The 17,838-nt window shown below is 49.3% G+C and carries 13 protein-coding genes, 3 riboswitches and 1 other annotated feature; of the genes, 2 read left to right on the top strand and 11 right to left on the bottom strand.

From position 1 onward, the window contains the following. Window positions 1-66: 66 nt before the first annotated feature. From LBW89_RS09210 to LBW89_RS09220, 3 genes are all read right to left on the bottom strand, one after another. The gene (locus LBW89_RS09210; RefSeq protein ID WP_225039043.1) at window positions 67-3,240 is read right to left on the bottom strand and encodes a collagen binding domain-containing protein; all 3,174 of its coding nucleotides are present in this window, start codon (window positions 3,238-3,240) and stop codon (window positions 67-69) included. Continuing rightward, complete coding sequence (locus tag LBW89_RS09215; protein WP_225039044.1) at window positions 3,237-3,515, bottom strand: hypothetical protein; 279 nt, start codon at window positions 3,513-3,515, stop codon at window positions 3,237-3,239. Before LBW89_RS09215 ends, LBW89_RS09210 begins: the two co-directional genes overlap by 4 nt. 280 nt (window positions 3,516-3,795) lie before the next feature. Further along, entirely contained in the window at window positions 3,796-4,596 is an 801-nt protein-coding gene (locus LBW89_RS09220) for a transglutaminase-like domain-containing protein (RefSeq protein ID WP_148453842.1), read from the bottom strand. 13 nt (window positions 4,597-4,609) lie between these two features. Further along, window positions 4,610-4,697, bottom strand: a riboswitch (cyclic di-GMP riboswitch). 58 nt (window positions 4,698-4,755) lie between these two features. After that, window positions 4,756-4,841: riboswitch (cyclic di-GMP riboswitch) on the bottom strand. A gap of 187 nt (window positions 4,842-5,028) precedes the next feature. Between LBW89_RS09220 and LBW89_RS09225 the strand changes: the two genes are divergently transcribed. Continuing rightward, entirely contained in the window at window positions 5,029-6,336 is a 1,308-nt protein-coding gene (locus LBW89_RS09225; protein ID WP_148453845.1) for an ATP-binding protein, read from the top strand. Between the two features lie 902 nt (window positions 6,337-7,238). Continuing rightward, a complete protein-coding gene (locus tag LBW89_RS09230) occupies window positions 7,239-9,284 on the top strand; it encodes a serine hydrolase (protein WP_225039045.1) in 2,046 nt (681 codons plus the stop codon). Between the two features lie 72 nt (window positions 9,285-9,356). Here the strand turns inward: LBW89_RS09230 and LBW89_RS09235 are convergent, their stop codons facing one another. From LBW89_RS09235 to LBW89_RS09270, 8 genes are all read right to left on the bottom strand, one after another. Next, window positions 9,357-10,736, bottom strand: a complete 1,380-nt coding sequence (locus LBW89_RS09235; RefSeq protein WP_225039046.1) for an amino acid permease — start codon at window positions 10,734-10,736, stop codon at window positions 9,357-9,359. A 149-nt stretch (window positions 10,737-10,885) separates the two neighbouring features. Next, window positions 10,886-10,966: riboswitch (glycine riboswitch) on the bottom strand. Window positions 10,967-11,154: 188 nt separating this feature from the next. Beyond that, complete coding sequence (locus LBW89_RS09240) at window positions 11,155-12,759, bottom strand: malate:quinone oxidoreductase (protein WP_148453852.1); 1,605 nt, start codon at window positions 12,757-12,759, stop codon at window positions 11,155-11,157. 151 nt (window positions 12,760-12,910) lie between these two features. Next, window positions 12,911-13,237: a darcynin family protein gene (locus tag LBW89_RS09245; RefSeq protein ID WP_225039048.1), complete on the bottom strand. Its 327-nt coding sequence runs from the start codon at window positions 13,235-13,237 to the stop codon at window positions 12,911-12,913. Then, a complete protein-coding gene (locus LBW89_RS09250) occupies window positions 13,119-13,622 on the bottom strand; it encodes a Crp/Fnr family transcriptional regulator (RefSeq protein WP_225039049.1) in 504 nt (167 codons plus the stop codon). Before LBW89_RS09250 ends, LBW89_RS09245 begins: the two co-directional genes overlap by 119 nt. Before the next feature lie 80 nt (window positions 13,623-13,702). After that, the gene (gene leuA, locus LBW89_RS09255; RefSeq protein ID WP_225039050.1) at window positions 13,703-15,373 is read right to left on the bottom strand and encodes a 2-isopropylmalate synthase; all 1,671 of its coding nucleotides are present in this window, start codon (window positions 15,371-15,373) and stop codon (window positions 13,703-13,705) included. Window positions 15,374-15,452: 79 nt separating this feature from the next. After that, window positions 15,453-15,718: a binding site (T-box leader), on the bottom strand. Window positions 15,719-15,860: 142 nt separating this feature from the next. Then, complete coding sequence (locus tag LBW89_RS09260; RefSeq protein ID WP_148453858.1) at window positions 15,861-16,832, bottom strand: helix-turn-helix transcriptional regulator; 972 nt, start codon at window positions 16,830-16,832, stop codon at window positions 15,861-15,863. Window positions 16,833-16,882: 50 nt separating this feature from the next. Continuing rightward, window positions 16,883-17,518 carry a type 1 glutamine amidotransferase family protein gene (locus LBW89_RS09265; protein ID WP_148453860.1) on the bottom strand — a complete coding sequence of 212 codons (636 nt, stop codon included), beginning with the start codon at window positions 17,516-17,518 and terminating at the stop codon, window positions 16,883-16,885. 89 nt (window positions 17,519-17,607) lie between these two features. After that, window positions 17,608-17,778 carry a hypothetical protein gene (locus LBW89_RS09270; protein WP_170287108.1) on the bottom strand — a complete coding sequence of 57 codons (171 nt, stop codon included), beginning with the start codon at window positions 17,776-17,778 and terminating at the stop codon, window positions 17,608-17,610. Window positions 17,779-17,838: the final 60 nt, after the last annotated feature.

Consider the following 17,838-nt stretch of genomic DNA (forward strand, 5'->3'; position numbering starts at 1 on the left):
TAAACAACGGCTCCCCTTGCCTCATTTAAGGACAAGGGGAGCCGAAGCTTCCGAAATACATGATGGTTATTTGCTTACCCGTTTACGGCTTAACCATAAACCGAGACCGATCAGTCCCAGACCCGCTAAGATGTACGGATAACGGCTTCCTTCACCGGTCTTGGGAAGCAGGGTTCCCGGCGATGGCTTGCGCGTTTCCTGCGGTTCCGGTTCCGGCTTGCCGCGCGGGATATCCCCTTCTTCGATATCGACCGGAGGCGTCTCCGGATCTTCCGGCACAGGCGGCTGAGGCGTCGTCGGTTCGCCTCTCGGGATATCCTCATCCGGTACGTCCACTTCGCCGGACGGCGGTGTTCCCGGATTGGCCGGATTCGATGGATGGCTCGGCGTTACCGGAACCGATGAATTCCCGGGGCTCGTTGGATTCCCTGGAGTTCCCGGATCGGTCGGGTTTGACGGATTCGTTGGATTCGAAGGCTCGCCCGGTTTGACGGGTTCTTCCTTGCTGTTCGTCACGGTCAAGTTCTTCACGTTGCCTTGGCTCGTAATACTGGAGTCAATCGTGATGTTCCACTTCGCTTGATCGATTTTATATCCCTCCGGAGCTGCCAGCTCCTCCAAAATATAATCGTCGTACAGCAGTTTCGTGAACAGGATTTTGCCGTCCGCATCCGTTGTTTTCACGATCGGCGCCCGTTTGCCGGCTTCGTCGTAAAGCGCGAACTTTGCGCCGGCCAGCGGCTTCGTCTTATCGTCCCGGTCGACCTTGACCACTTCCAGGTTGCCCGTTACGCCGCCTCCGGATCCCGAACCGGAGGAAGTACGGACAATAATCTCTTCCGTGGTCTCCCTAAGCTCGGTCTTCAGTTGGTCGCCCTCGAGCGCTACTTTATTTTGTACGGCTTCTTTGTCTTCCGCGACAATGAACGATTGATATTCCAAAATATACGCCGTGGAGATCGGGTTGGTGAACTTCAATTCAAACGTCTCTTGATCTCCATCAAGCCTTGCGATGGTTAGCGTGTAGTCTTTTCCCTTTGTTAGCTCTTCCGCTTTCGCCGCTTCCCCGCTGGCCTCGATCTTGGTGGCGTACAGATGGAACGAATCCTCGATCAGGATCTGGTTGGAACTCGGATGGTCGATGATTTTAGCGTTGGAAATATGCGACTGCCCCTCATTGATTCGAATCGACCAGTCGATTTTATTTCCTTTCTGACTCCCTTGCTTCGCGACATATTCACCGCCATGAGGGACCGTTACTTTACCGTTCCAGGTCGCCGCTTTATCGCTTCCTTTCCAAAGTTCAGCGGTATTGTCTATCTCTTTGACAATCAAAGCGCCCTGCAGCGATGTTTTGAACTCAATCCAGTAAGCGGATGAAGTCGACCCGGGAAAATGAATCGAAAGTTGGTTTCCGTTAGCCTCGGAAGGCTCCGTCACCTTATATTTCGATGCGGGAACTTCGTCGCCTTTCTTGACGTCATTTCGTCCCCCCATCAATTTCATCTCGTATACCTTGACCGAATTCGGCACCAGCTTTTGATCCTGCTTTAACACATCCGTTACAACCGCGTCTTTAAGGGGTTCGAGGTTGTAGTTCATCTTGATGTTCCATGTAATCTCTTTGCCGACGGGATCATAACCGCCGTCTTTACCGCCATTGTTCTTCGTGTAATCGTCGGCGGAGAAGCTGGCATCCCGCTCAATCGGCCCCTTTTTCTCCCCGTTCTCGACCCACGTCATGGAAGCCCGGTTCAGAAAATCAAGCTTACGGTCCTTCAGCCAACCGATGTTAAACTTCGTCTCATACTCGATCGTATAGGTGGTGTCCAAGGTTTTGGCGAACTCGATAACAAAGCCTTGGCGTACATCTTTGTACTCCACCTTATAATGGCTCTCGGGAACGACTTTTCCGTCCGCTTTAACGACGACGGAGCCCGGTACGAATTCAAGCCCTTGTTGCGGGAACGTATCCGTGATCACGACGCTGCTCATGCTGTACTTACCGCCACCCGGCATTTTGTCGCCGTTGACCGTGATCAACCACTTTGCCGTTTTGCCCGCAAAGTCCACCTTCCCTGTTCCCTTGACCAGAGCGCGGCTCTTTTGGGCCGGAACGGTGACTTCTTTGGAAGCATCGCCCGACGCCACTTTGTTCTTCACCGGCTGTCCGTCGGCCGCCGTTCGATCGACCGGCTTGGTTTGGTAAACGATCGTATATGGTGAATCGATATCCTTCTTAAACTGCAGCTTAAATCCGTTTGTCCCTTGCGGATCAGCCTTGTACTCCTCCCCGGAAAGCAGATCCTGGGCATTCGTCGAATTGCCCCTATACACCTTCAACGAATCGGCAATCCATGTATGATTCGTACTGAATTCATCCGTGACGATCGCCTTTTCTTTCGGGATATTCTTTTCGTTAAAGTTGTACTTTACCGTCCAGGTGATGATTCCGGTGTCTTGATCAACACGATACGACTTATCCAAGAATGAGCCGCGATTTACGGTGACCGTAGCGGTCGACTTGGCCTCTTTCATCCCCTCGCCGGTCAGGACAGCCGTGTTCTCGAAGCGCGACTGCTCGCCGGTAAGCTTCGTCGAAAAGCGAATTTCGTAAGCTTTGCTGATCGTCTCATCCTGGAACGCAAGCTCCAGTTTGGCCCCGCCGTTCGTTTCGACCGCATACTTGCCGGATTCCACCTTGCCGCCAAGGGTAACCGATCCATCGCCGTTAACCTGCAACTGGTAAACCTCTACAGAGTCGGCGATCAGTTCCAGACCTTCAGGCAGCGCGTCCGTGATGACCGCGTGCTTGATGTTCTCCAGCGACTTGTTCACCTGAACCGTCCAATCGATCCGGTCTTTGCCGATCGCTTTTCCTTGTTTCTCGATCAGCTTGCCGCCCTCCGGTTTCAGGTTCACGATGATCGTCTGCACTCCGCTTTTTACCGGAATGGCAATGATGATTTCCGTGCTTCCTTTCAGCACTTCCTTCTTAAATTCCGTGCGGATTTCCAGCTTGCCTGTGATGTTGGAATGACTCTCGACGTAATCGTTGAAGGTCATGACCACTTTCCCGTTCAGATCGACCGTAAATCGGCCAACCTCCCCTTGACCGGAAACAAGCGGAGCATCGATATCCGTAAAAATTTCAAATTGCCCCGGCAGATCAAAAGTAAATGTATCTCCGTTCTCGTAGCCGTGTCCGTTCGGAAGTTCCCACTCATAGCTGAGATTCACGGCCGCCCTATATCCAGACTACTGCCGGGATTATACACCGCGTCAATGACGGTGCCGTTCTTATCGGTTAAGACGACTTTGGTTAAAATACTCTCCGTATTGGCGATCGGCGCCGACGGGTTATATACGTTATCCGTCACGGATTCCTGCACTCCAATCGCCGCTTCCTGCAAATCGGCCGCCGCATTCGCCGTCCATACGGAAGCGCCATACAGCGTTTGAATCAGTAACAGTAAAGCTACAACGAGTCCAAAAACTTTTTTCTTTCTCCTCATAATCTCTCCCTCAGTCTCTTCATCACCCTCATACTATTCGGTTCCGATCCGCTTTTTCGTGCGCAATTCGGGCCATACAACCAACCGATTGCATGGCGATAAGGGACTTTCCAGTCCATCACCTCCACTGCTTGTTTATTGACGCACGACTTCCTGTGCCTGTCATTTCTCTCAGGAACCAAATGGGCTTCCTGCATTATATATTCCAAAACTATACAATTTCTAGACAAACGCAAATAAGCCTTGGACCTTCCGTCCAAAGCTTAGGTTAATTCTCGTATTAATAATATTTAGCTGCGGTATAATGGGAGGCGTCCTTGACCATTTGGAATGCCGTCCCACTGCTCTTCCAGCTCGCATCCACCGTAGTGTCGATCGTCACCCATTGCCCGTTCAAAAACACTTCGTTCCAGGCATGGTAGACGTCAACGTAATCCGAAGTCCCCATAACCAGCTTAGCCGGAATATCGATGCTCCGCAGCATGGAAGCGAACAAAGAGGCGTAGTCGTAACACATTCCCTTTTGCCCCGACAATGTTCGATTAATGTCCGGGAGGTAATCCGTCAATTCGCGGGCCGCAAGAGCCTCGTCATACCGAATCGTGCCGACGATATAGTCGTAGATAGCTTGTACTTTCTTCTCATCGGATGAGGCCGATTGGGTTAACTTCTTCGCAAGCTGAGCCGCCTTGTCGCCTTCGTTCCAATGGATATTTTGGATGGAGTTCAAGAATACCTGGCCGCCGTTCGCCAGCCGAAGCGTTACGTCCGCTTCCTTGACCGGCTTATATTTGGTGCCCCCGACTTGTTCCAGAACGGTAATCTTATAGTTCCCGTTGCCCATCTGCAGCGGAAAAGCCTCCTGCCGTTTATCCGGCGAAAGTCCGTATGTATATTTGTCCTGACCTTTAGCGATCATGAGCTTTGTCTTGACGTCGGCCTTCACGTCATATTTAATGACGATCACGCCGCGGTCCATCTGCTCCAAGTCCAACCAATCCTCAGAGGAGGCGGCTTGTACAGCCGGAGCCCACATCAATAACGCAAAAAGTCCTACAATAGCGAACACTACGCTGCGCATACTGTAAACTCCCTTCGGTGGCCAGGCTGCCATTGACGGATCGTCAAGAAGGCCCTATGGCTTTGCGTCCTTGTCTTTCAACAAGTTTGCCGTTATCGCAATAGAGTTCCACAGATCTTGAATCAAGTTTGTCCAGAAAAAACAAAAAAAGCGTCTTCGTTCGGTAGCTGGCTGCCATTGACTTACGTCAAGAAGGCCCTGTAGCTTTGCGTCCTTGCCTTTCGACAAGTTTGCCGTTATCGTGAGTAGCTTTGTGAGTCCATCGTACCAAATATATGAGCTATCATCAAGAGAAAAAATGGAATTTTGTCGAAATAGTTATTTTTTAGATAAAACTGTCTTTCCATATGCCTGTAGACACAAGTTTTAATAGAACTTGTATTCCTTTTATAGTATATTCTGAGTATATTTGTTACGAAGGGCGTGAATCTGATGACAGTTTCTTTAAAAGAAGTTTTCGGAATTTCTAGGGATATCCTTAAGAGTTATGTGTCTAGAGAGATAGATAATGAGTTTAAAGATAAACTTGAACTTACGGATCATCATATAGTTATCTTTGGGGAGACTAAGGTCGGAAAAAGCTTTTTAAGAAAAAAGTACATTCCAAAAAGTGATGAAGTAGTTATTATCGATTGTACAAAAGGTATAAACTTAAATGATGTTTACATGCAAATATTATACAAGTCAGGAATTGAAGTGACAGATAGTTTAACAAAGTCCTTTGAAGAAACCAACAAACTTAAAGGAGAAATCAGCGGCGGTTTCCTAGATTTCCTGAAAAGTAAAATCACTGGAGAAATAAATGATAAAGAAATTCAAACCGAAAACAGCAGGCCCTATATTCCAAATACTGTTAGTGTAAAAGTTTCCAATGAATTGGAAAGAGCCGGTAAAAAAATTATTGTCTTGGATGATTTTCATTACCTTGAGCTATTTGAACAATATCAACTAGCGTTTGATTTAAAAATGTTTTATCAAAATGGAATCCGATTCGTTATTATCGGAACTAAAATAACCTCTGGTTATTTTGAAAAATTTAATGGAGAACTTTCACACCGTATCGATTACATCGACGCAACTATTTGGAAGCATTCAGAATTACGCCAAATAGCTGAAAAAGGATCCAGAGAATTGAACATAAATATCTCACAAAGTGTTATTGATTATTTCATCGACTCTTCAAGTGGAATTGTCTCTGTGTACCAAGGCTTATTATTTAATTTTTGCCGAGTAAATAACGTAAGGGAAAAGAGTGCTCAATTAATTCATTTGGAGAATATAGATCTAGCTTCTAAATGCACGAAGACATATTGGGATGAGATTAGTGAGATATATTTTAAAAAAGTTAAAGATATTGCAAGTGGTGGACGAAGACGTAAGCTACAATTATATTATTACATAATCAAAATAATTTTAAATTCTGAACAGACGCTCATACGTGCTGGATTTCCATTCCAATATATATTTGATCAGTTAAAAACAACTCACCCTCTGAAAGATAGCCTAAACCAAGGGGCTTTAACGTCTGTACTAAATCATATTGATGACTTGCAGTATGATAAAGAGATTTTCCCTAAAGTATTCACATATTTTGATAAAAGACTTTCGATTGTCGATTCAGACTTTTATTTTATGACAAGACACTTACCTCGTGAAAAAATAGATGAAATATTACCACCCCATGAATATGTAATTCAATTAACAGATATCGAGGAGGAAGGACAACTAAGTTTGTTCTAATGAGTCTATTTCGTCTTTTAGGGGATATATTGTTGATACGACTCAGCTTAATGGTTATTGGGTAAGATTGAACCTAAGTATACAAGATTTTCTTACTTTTCTCCTCAGACTTAAATTAATCCACCACCACTTGTTTTGCCTGAATTAGAACCTACATTAATAAACAATTTGATATGCTTCAGACTCCCGATATGTTTCAAAGCGACCATTTAATCTGCTTCTATCAAGTAACCTGCATCAAGTTTGACTAAAGTAAAGACAGTTCCCTAAGAAAATAGGCCTACTGATAAGCCACCCATCATCCTGAAAAAGGTTGGTGGGTTTTTTTCGTTGCTTCTAGTGCCTCATCAGACATCGTAGTAGGAGAAAATGAGGAGTCGCTAAATCGTATTTAGCGCACTAAGATCAAGGTGCCTAACCCCTACCTTCCAACCCAGCCAACTCCAAAAAGATGCAAATCTACAGGTATTTAGGCCGATTCCTGAGCGGATGCGAAAAAAAGATGCAAATCTGCAGGTATTTCTAGTGATTTTAGAGAAACGAGCCGGTTTTGTCAAAAATTCCTGCAGAATCGCAGGCATTTTCAAATTTTTGTTCCGAACAAGAAAAAAACATGCAGATATGCAGGAATTTTATGTTATCAGGGTTGTCTGACGAGGTACTAGCTCATAGTTTTTAAACACACATAGTTAATTTCCACTGACCCACTCTATTTCACAAATTTTTGCTTTTCAAATTATTTATCATGCCGATGAGCCTTCGTACGCTTGCAGTGCTCCTTCAGTATATTTGCGCGACAACGCAAAATATCATGCGGTGTACACGGATTTCCGCCGGCTTGCTATTTGATATAGTGATATTGCCTATCCCGCACCTAATACATTTTGAGGAGAAAAAAATCGATGAAAATCATCATTCCCAAAGGAATCACCCCGGCTATCCTGACAACGGCCATCCTGATTGGATGGACTGCGGCCGCGCCAAGTCTACCCGTTGCAGCCGCACAAGACCCTATCGCGTCGGCGCAGAACGCGTCAACCGCTTCGAAGAAAGCCGTTCCCGTCACCGCCGAGTCGGTAGAGCAGTTTGCCGATGCTTATTTTTCGCGTCCCGATGTGAAAGAACGGCTCAAAGGCGCACTCTTTCTTGTCGTTAAAGACGATAAAGTCCTGCTCAATAAAGGATACGGCTATGCCGACGCCGACGCAAAAAAGCCGGTTGACCCCGATACCACGGTATTCCGTATGGCGTCCATCTCCAAAGTCTTTACGGCAACGGCCGTTATGCAGCTTGCCGAGCAAGGCAAGCTTGATCTCGAACGCGACATATCCGAATATATGGCGGGCATCACTATCCCTAATCGAACAGGCTCCCCGCTGACGATGAAACATCTGTTAACCCATACAACCGGGTACGACTATACGGAAGGTTCCGCAGCCGCGAACCGCACGTCTTTGGAGAGTTACGTCAAAGAAAATATACCGACCGTCATTCGTAAGCCCGGACAGGCCTACCGTTATGACAATATCGCTTACGTGCAGCAGGGATATATCGTACAAAATGTGGCGAAGCTCCCGTTTGAAACCTATACGAAAGAGCATATTTTAAAACCGCTCGGCATGAACAGATCCGATTTTGTCATGAGTGACGAGATCCAGGCCAATTTGGCCAAGGGTTATGATCCTGAGGGCAAAGAGATTCCTTTGTACGAGAATACCCCCTATATCGATCCCACCGGAGGATTATTCTCAACCGGCGGCGATATGGCCAAATTTATGATGGCGATGCTGAATGACGGCAAGCTCGGGGAGACTCGGATATTGAAGGAACAAACCGCCCGGACTATGAAATCCTTCCAATTCGGCGTTCATAAAGATCTGCCCGTGATGGCGTATGGGTTTGAATCCTTCTTCAACCACCTCCATAATGGAGAGGCCGTCATCGGGAAAGGCGGGGACCTTGCCGGAGCTCATTCCTGGATGTGGATGCTGCCCGAGCATAAAGTAGGCGCGCTGGTTATCGTAAACGGCGAGGCCATAGATCCGAGAGTCGAACTGTTCGCCGCTTTCATGCAGCAGTTTTATCCCGATCAGCGCTCTGCCGCTCTGCCTCAACTTCAACGGGCACAAGAACAACAAACACCTTTGACCCGGTTTGAAGGCACTTACCGCAACCTGCGGAATCCGCAGGCGGTCTCGCGTATTACGGCCAATCAGGACGGTACACTTACGGTAAATGATCAGATGGGCACGCACCAACTGCAGAAACTGGAGGCGTTGTTGTTTCAAGACGAAGAAGGCATGAAGGCGGGATTTAAAGAAGATAGCCGAGGAGAAATCAGCTACTTCTACTATAATGCCCCGGACAGCTTTTTCGAGAAATTGCCAACCCCTGCGCCCTACAGTGACGTACCTGAGCATCACCCGTACGCCTCTTCGATTTATCTGTTAAAGCAGCTTGGGAAGATCAGCGATGACAATCCGAGCAAATTCGGACCCGAGGAAACTTTAACCCGTGCCGAATTCGTGCAAATGCTGGTGCAGATCGGCGGGTTTCCATTGAGCAAGGAGCCTGTCCGATTTGCCGATACGGCCGGTCATCCGCTCGCACCGGAAATCCAGACGGCTGTAGAACATATAGGTGTCGAAGGCGTACAGGACGGACGTTTTGAGCCGGATCGAGCGATCACGAGGCAGGAAGCCGCTTCGCTAGCATGGAAGTTTGCACAGGCGTTTAGGCCGGACCTACCCCAAGAAGCAAAACTAAGCGGGGAACAACCCTCGCCTTGGGCCAGGGAGGCCGTATCATTTGTAGCCGCCGCAAAGCTGTTTGGCCCCGAGGTAAGCATGGGCGCCGACGGGACGGTCGATTACAGGCCAACGCGCCCCATGCTTCGCCAAGAAGCCGCCGCGCTGCTAGCCCCGCTTGCCGTTCCGTCGGGATCATGAGCGCCCCTCCCTAATTTTAAAAGGCCGGTTTCCCGGCCTTCCTTATATTCCTCATTTAAAAGCGTCACGCAACTAGGACTGCTGGTTCTTAACCGCTGCGCCATGGCTTCTCTCCCTTTTTCCTCTGCCCGCATACAAAGCGAACAAAAGAACAAACCATACAGGAGTCAACAATAAGGCCATGCGCGTTTCCTTGGCGACCAGCATGATCAGGAGAATGACCGCGAACAACGTCAGGACGGCATAATTCACAAATGGCGTAAACGGTGCTTTGAATTTGGAACTCGCGTGCAGTTGCGGGTGGTTTCTTTTATACCGTAAATGACAAATCAGGATGACCCCCCAGACCCATATAAAACAAATGGCGCTAATGGTGGTCACGATGCCGAAGGCTTGCTCCGGCACAAGCTTGCTCAAGAGGGCGCCGGCCGAAATGACCAGCGTGGATACGAATAACGCGTTTCTCGGCACATGATTCTTGTTCAGCTTGGCATACTGGGAGGGCGCCTGGTCCTTCTTGCCCAAATTGTACAGAATCCGGCTTGTTGAGAACATTCCGCTGTTGCAAGCGGAAGCGGCCGAAGTTAATACGACGAAGTTAATGATGCCGGCGGCCACCGGGATCCCGACTAAACTAAACGTTTTAACGAATGGACTTTCCGAGGGACTCAGTCCTGTCCATGGATTAATGCACAATAAGGCGATCAACGCGCCAACGTAGAAAAATAGAATCCGTAACGGAATTTTATTGATCGCCGAGGGAATATTTTTTTCCGGATTCGCGGTTTCCGCGGCCGATACCCCCACCAATTCCACACCGACGAAGGCAAACACGACCATTTGGAACGAGAGTAAGAACCCTGTGATCCCGTGCGGAAAAATTCCGCCATGCTCCCACATGTTTTTTACCGTCACCATGCCCGACTCGGTTTTAAATCCGATAACCAGCAGAACAATCCCGATGGCGATTAGAGCGAGGATTGTCACCACCTTGATTAAGGCGAACCAAAACTCCAATTCTCCGAAGTTTTTTACGGTCAGCAGGTTGAGTGCCAACAAAATGAGCAGACAGATGACGGCGGGAATCCACTGGGGGATATGGAACCAATACTGGACGTATACCCCGACGGCGATCACATCGGCCATAGCGGTCATGATCCAGCAAAACCAGTAGGTCCACCCCGTTACGAACGCAATCCGCGGGCCCAGATAATCTTCGGCGATGTCCGTAAACGATTGATACCCGGCTTTGGACAGCAGAAGTTCCCCCAACGCCCTCATCACGAAAAAAACGGCGATTCCCACGATCAAGTACGCGAAGACAATGGACGGTCCCGCCAGTTGAATCGCTTTGCCCGATCCGAGAAACAATCCGGTACCGATGGTGCCGCCTATGGCGATGAGTTGGACATGCCGATTTGCTAAATCTCTTTTTAATTCTTGTTGTGCCAAAACAAACTCCCCCTCGATGTTTAAATTGTTTCATGTGAAACATTGAACCGCATAGATACAAAAAAAAGAGATTGGATCGCTCCAATCTCCAGGTCTAAAAGAATAATAAATAAGATTTGTTATTCAACGGGGAATAGCAAATAAATATCTAGTACTCTTCTGTCCTTTTGCCTGAGATGGTGAACCCTTCGGCGCCGCGGAATCCCCGCGGTCTCTCCAGAAGCCGCTCCTGCTATAGTACGATCCATAGCAATCATAGCTTGCTTACTATTCAATTTTTAAGTAATGACAGTTACTTTAAATATTTTTCAATACTACTCCCGGCCCCCGGACTTTGTCAATAACATAAATTTCATGGTTGGGCCTGTCCGGTAAAGCAAAAAGCTAAGCGCGGCGGGATGCCGGCCTAGCTCTTTTATTAAATCACTATGGCTCGTTTCTCTTCCGTCAAGCCGAGCGCCTTCGCGGTTTCGGGATCGATTTGGCGGAAAAGATGGGGGTTTTCCGACAGCGATAAGCCATAGGAAGGAATCATTTCCTTAATCTTTGGCTCCCATGCTTTCAAATGCTGCGGGAAGCATTTCTTGATGACCTCCAGCATGACGTGAACGGCCGTCGAAGCCCCCGGAGAAGCGCCCAGCAACGCGGCAACCGAGCCATCGGCGGCGCTCACCACCTCCGTGCCGAATTGAAGCGTTCCTTTACCGCCTTCCACGGTATCTTTAATCACCTGGACGCGCTGGCCCGCGACGACCAGCTCCCAATCTTCGCTCTTGGCGCCCGGGATAAACTCGCGCAATTCATTCATACGCTGCTCTTTGGACAGCATCAGCTGCTGGATGAGGTATTTCGTCAGGGCCATTTCCTTCACGCCCGCCGCCAACATCGTCAAGAGGTTATGCGGTTTTACGGAAGTGATGAGATCGAACACGGAGCCCGTTTTTAAAAACTTGGGAGAGAAGCCGGCAAACGGCCCAAACAGCAGCGATTTCCGGTTATCGATAAATCTTGTGTCCAGATGCGGAACGGACATGGGCGGAGCGCCCACCGAAGCTTTGCCGTACACTTTTGCATGATGCTGTTGGACGACCTCCGGGTTATTGCACACCAGGAATATTCCGCTGACCGGAAATCCCCCGATGCGTTTTCCTTCGGGAATGCCGGACTTTTGCAGCAGGTGCAGACTTCCTCCGCCGGCCCCGATAAAGACGAACTTTGCTGTATGGTGTTCGACGGCTCCGGTATCCAGATTTTTCACCTTTAATTCCCACAATCCGTCCCGGGTCCGCTTCATATGGGTAACACTGTGTTTGTAGTGGACATCGACTTGTTGAGCCTTTAAATGGTCGAACAGCATCCGCGTCAGCGCGCCAAAGTTCACATCCGTACCGGAATTGATTTTGGTGGCCGCGACCGGTTCGGTAAAGCTGCGGTTCTTCATCATCAGCGGAAGCCATTCCTTGAGTTTGCCCGGATCGTCGGAAAATTCCATGCCGTGAAACAAGGGATGGCTGGACAGGGCTTCAAACCGTCTCTTTAAAAATTGGACGTTCTGCTCCCCGCGAACATAGCTCAAATGAGGCAGCGGCATGATAAAGTCCCGGGGATTCCGGATCAGATGGCTATTCACCAAGTAAGCCCAAAATTGCTTGGAGATCTGAAATTGCTCATTGACCTTGATGGCTTTGCTGATATCTATGGATCCGTCAGGTCGTTCAACGGTGTAGTTAAGTTCGCACAAGGCGGCATGCCCGGTTCCCGCGTTGTTCCATTCGTTCGAACTTTCCTCCCCCGCACGGGCGAGCTTCTCAAAAACCGTGATCTTCCAGTCCGGCGCTAATTCTTTCAAAAGGGTTCCCAACGTTGCGCTCATAATTCCGGCACCAATCAACACAACATCTGTACTAGTTTGTCCGTAACTCATACTAACCTTCCTCACCCTAGAATTTGCCGAAACGATGTAAGCGCTCTCGCTTCGGCATCGCCATAAGCCCGTCTCAAGCCGACCCACATCTTTTCTCATTGAAATATCATATGGTCCTAGTGTATCAATAGTGCCGCTAGATTTAAATATTTATTTCTAAGATATTTATAATTAATGCAAAAGATCGGCCGAATTTTACCAAAATAGAAAAAGCAACGCCTTTGACCGCGTCAAAGACGTTGCTTGCAGCTTAGTGTCGCTCGTCCAAGTTAAGCATGTCCGATTCGTAGGACTGAAACGCGTTTTCCAAACCCATAATGACATCCTTAATCTTCATGTACCCCTTGGTATACGGGGCGGAATCCCGAATTTCTTCCCACATATAGTGATAAGGCTTCATATCCTCCGTTTCGCATACGATGAAATCCGTATATTCCTTTCCCGGAAGCGCCTCCGCGTCAAAAAAGCGCACGCTCACCTGTCCCCTGTATTTTTGAATAATGTCCTCCAAAGAAGCCGCGTGCTTTCGACGTTCTTCCCGCGGTAACGCCAGCCAGGATGGATAAAACTCTACCAAAACAATCATCATATAACGCATTCGATCTACCTCCGCTTTGACAATCTGATCTGAAGGTCAGTGTACTCGTTCGTCGTCCAGGATGCATTGCTTCCCCCTTTACCATACTGCCGTAAGAGGTCGCAAAATCTTGTTCCAGGGAGAACGCCACATTATATTCTCTTCCATCGGGCAAAAGATAAAACAGACGAAATAATCCCTCCGAGCAAAAATAAGCATGGTGCACCCGTTGACCCGCTTCAACGATTCGCGTTCCTTGCCCCACTTTTTTCACGACAGTCCGTTCTACAAACGTATTCCAATCGGCTTCGGCGAACGAAAAGACGGAGACCTTGTTTAATAGCGGGAGATAATGATGATTTGGTTTTTCGGATTCCGGATGCATTCGTATCATCACCTTATTAGCAAGGGCCCCTTTGCCTGCTGCAAAAGGGCCCGTTATTTGAAAATCTATGCTGACCGGACTTATCTCCGGGCACTCCGGCTGAATTGATTCACGGCACTAAACAGGGCTTTTACGGACGAGGTCATGATGTCCACATCAATGCCGCAGCCCCAGTAGATTCTGCCGTCGGAAGCCGTGATCCCGATATAAGAAACCGCTTGGGATTTGGATCCCGTTTCCAGAGCGTGCTCAGTGTAGATCAAATCGGTATAGTTCATGCCGAGACCCGATTGCAGCGCGTTGCTGATCGCATCGAGTCTTCCGTTCCCGGTCCCTTCCATTTCCTTGACTTCATGACCGGTCCGGATCGTGACCACCGTTTGAAAGCCTTCATCGTCTGCGGAGCGGTATTTGATAAATTCCACAGGAGTGCTGATGTTCACGTATTCCTTCATGAAAATATCGTAGATTTCCTCCGGCATCAGTTCCTTTTGCTGCTGGTCCGACACGTTTTTAACGAAATACCCGAAGTTTTCGCGCATTTTCGCCGGGAGATCGAGTCCGTACTTCAACTGCAGCACGTATCCGATTCCGCCTTTACCGGACTGGCTGTTGATGCGGATAATATCGCCTTCATACTCTCTGCCGATATCCTTGGGATCAATGAGCAGATAAGGAACCGACCAATGCCGGGGCTCCTTCTCCTCACGCCATTTCATGCCTTTGGCGATGGCATCCTGGTGCGAACCGGAGAAAGCCGTGAATACCAGCTCGCCTCCGTACGGATGTCTTTCGCTGACTCTCATTTTGGTCAGCCGTTCATAGACGGAAGCGATCGCCGGGAGGTTCTCAAAATTCAGTTTCGGGTCCACCCCGTGGGAATACATGTTGAGAGCCAGCGTCACAATGTCCACATTCCCCGTTCTCTCCCCGTTTCCGAACAAGGTGCCTTCGACGCGCTGAGCTCCCGCCAGCATCCCCAGCTCCGCGTCGGCTACGCCCGTTCCCCTGTCGTTATGCGGATGAAGCGACAAAATCACATGCTCCCGGAAATTCAGGTGCTCGCTCATATACTCGATTTGGCTGGCGTAGACGTGTGGCATCGACATGGATACCGTTGCCGGCAGATTGATGATGACCGGATTCTCCGCCGTCGGCTGCCATACGTCAAGCACGCTGTTGCAGATGTCCAGCGCAAACTCGATCTCCGTCCCCGTAAAGCTCTCGGGGGAATACTGGAACTGGAAGTTCCCTTCCGTTTCCTCCGCGCACTGCTTGAGCAATTTGGCGCCGTTAACGGCGATGTCGATAATTTCCTGTTTGGATTTGCGGAATACCTGCTCCCGCTGCGCCACGGAGGTCGAGTTGTACAAATGAACCACGGCCTTTTTCGCGCCCTTCAGCGATTCGAACGTTTTGCGGATAATATGCTCTCTCGATTGAGTGAGCACCTGGATCGTGACATCGTCCGGGATCAATTCCTGCTCGATCAGGGTGCGCAGGAAAGTGAACTCCGTCTCCGAGGCTGCGGGAAATCCGACTTCGATCTCCTTAAATCCGATCTCTACGAGCATTTTGAAGTATTCCAGCTTCTCCTCCAAATTCATCGGAACGATCAGCGCCTGGTTTCCGTCGCGAAGGTCGACACTGCACCAGATCGGAGCCTCCGTAATATACTCTTTCCGGGTCCAATTCAAGCTCGTCTCCGGCGGCATAAAATATCCTCTGACGTACTTTTCAACATTCCTCATGGGTATCTTTCCTTTCGTCGATTTTTTGGCTTATCTGCCAAAGACCGGATGCACAAAAAAAGCCTTTCGTCTCCACTACAACAGAGACGAAAGACTTTGACATCTTACGCGGTACCACTCCGAATTCACGCCGTCGCCCGGCATGCACTCCACGGATACGGGTTTGCCGAAAGGACAAACCTGGCATCCTCCTGATGATAACGGTCAGGCTCCGGCTCCGCCTACTTCTCTGGGTTCAGCGAGCAACTCCAAGGTGAGTTCCGATTTCCTCCACGGCTGTTTCACACCAACCAACAGCTCTCTGTTCGCTTGGATAATCGTACTATTCCTTTTCAACGTATTTTAATTATTAGGATCATGCTATAACACCTATCCGATGGTGTCAAGTGGAATCTGATGTTCCACCGCTCCACCCCGGATACCCCAACTGCCTCAGCCGTATCTGTATCATATAGCCTCTTCGCTGACAACTAGCTGTCAGCCTAGTTCAATCGGCATCGTCTTCGTAATGTTGGGCGATTTCGCGGGCCATTTCGCGAATCCGGCGCTGCAACTCCAGCGGCTCCCGAATGCGTATGGCCGTACCGAACGACATCAGGTAAGTCGGCAGATACTTGTTCATCGTCGGAACGTCGAGCAGAAACCTCGCCTCCCGATCGGTTCGTTCCGTCAAATAGTGGCGCATATGCCAGTGACCGCATACTTCGTTCAGCACGTCCTGCTCTCCCTCGATCCGGATGACCGCCAGCGGTCCGTCCGCCTCCCGTCCCCGATTGGACTGGTCGCGGAAATAAGCCGACGCGGAGAAACGCTCCGGCGTCTCAAACCGCGTTTCGGTCGGCTCCAGCCGCGCGATCCGGTCCACGCGGAACGTCCGTACGGCCTGCGACCGATGGCAAAACGCGACCGCGTACCATTCGTTCCGGTCGTAAGCCAGCCCGTACGGATCGACTGCACGCTCGCTGGCCTGTTCCGCATTCGCCTTGCGATAGACGATGCGGACGGTTCGCCCTTCCTTGGCCGCCTCCTCCAGATCTCTGAGTAACGGAACGACGGAAGGCGGACGCACCGGAGAAATCACATCCATGCCGCTCGTCTGGCGGGATAGGTCGTGGCGCTGCTCTTCGTGCAGCCCGTTCTCCACCTTTTTCAGCGCGCTCTCCAACTCCTCGGCATATGGGTATCCGGCGCCTTGGGCAAATTTAAACGCGTCCACCAGCGCCTTAAGCTCTACGGAGTTGAAGAACAGCGGCGTTTCCCTGAAGCTCTCCAGAATGCGGATGCCGCCGTCATGGCCCGATTCCGCGACGACCGGCACTCCGCTTGCGCACAGTGCGTCGATATACCGGTATACGGTTCGCACGCTAATCTCCAGACTGTCCGCAATCTGCGCGGCCGTAAACTTCCTTCCGGATCGCAGCATCCAAAGCATGGACAGCATATTATCCCATTTCGCCATCGGGAGGCCCCCTCTTTTTCTCACGACATCCAAACTAATTCGAGCCCTTTTTATTCGCTATGGATAGATTCCATCAACTCGAAAAAGTATTTTGGCTCATGCGTCCGATATAGATGGAACCATGCATGCAAGGTCTCGGGTGCAAATACATCCAGCAGCTTCAACACATGCATCGTAAACTCCAATGGCGCGACTCCTGACGCGGTTACTAAGTTCCCATCGGTTACGGCCGGTTCCATTTCATAATACCGCTCTCCACGGTACTCAGGACATAGCATTTTCATATATTCCAGATCATTGCTTGTATGCCTTCTTGAGTCCAGCACTCCTATCTTAGCAAGTCCCGTGGTTGCACCACAAATCGCCGCGACAACCGCCCCTTCTTTCACAGCTTCGGCGGCTATTCTCAATATAGGCTCATGGACAGCCTCCAGCCAAGTATCTCCGCCCGGGAGAACCAAAACATCCGTATTTTTCAAATTGCATTCAGCAACAGATATACTAGGCTGTATTTTCATACCTCCCATGGTCGTGACCGGGTGATGGTCCATGCCTACGGTAATCAACTCTAAGGGCGCTGTATCTTTTTTAAAATATCTCCCTGAGTTCAGTTCGGCCGTTAAATAACCTACCTCCCAGTCCGCCATCGTATCAAATACATAAATATACACCTTTTTTGTATGCAAAATATACACTCCTTTAATTTGAATTACCCCTATTGTAAAAAAACTTTACTGACAACTTCCGTCAGTAAAGTTTCGAAAATTTTGGGCTTTCATTTTTTTGGTTCCTCTTCAGGAATAGCGTCGGTTCGAATCACAAAAGCGACCTCCTTGATTTCACTATCCCATTCGCACAACAGCCGAAAACCTCTCAAAACAGCACCGGGTTCATAATCGACTGTGGTGGTCCGTGCTGCCCTTGATGCCTCCAGGTTGATGGCCATAGCTCTGACAACCGATCGATGAGATCCGGAGAAATTGTCGCGGCCGGCAGCACCGGCACG

The sequence above is a fragment of the Paenibacillus sp. alder61 genome (assembly GCF_020179875.1).
Taxonomy (GTDB): domain Bacteria; phylum Bacillota; class Bacilli; order Paenibacillales; family Paenibacillaceae; genus Fontibacillus; species Fontibacillus faecis.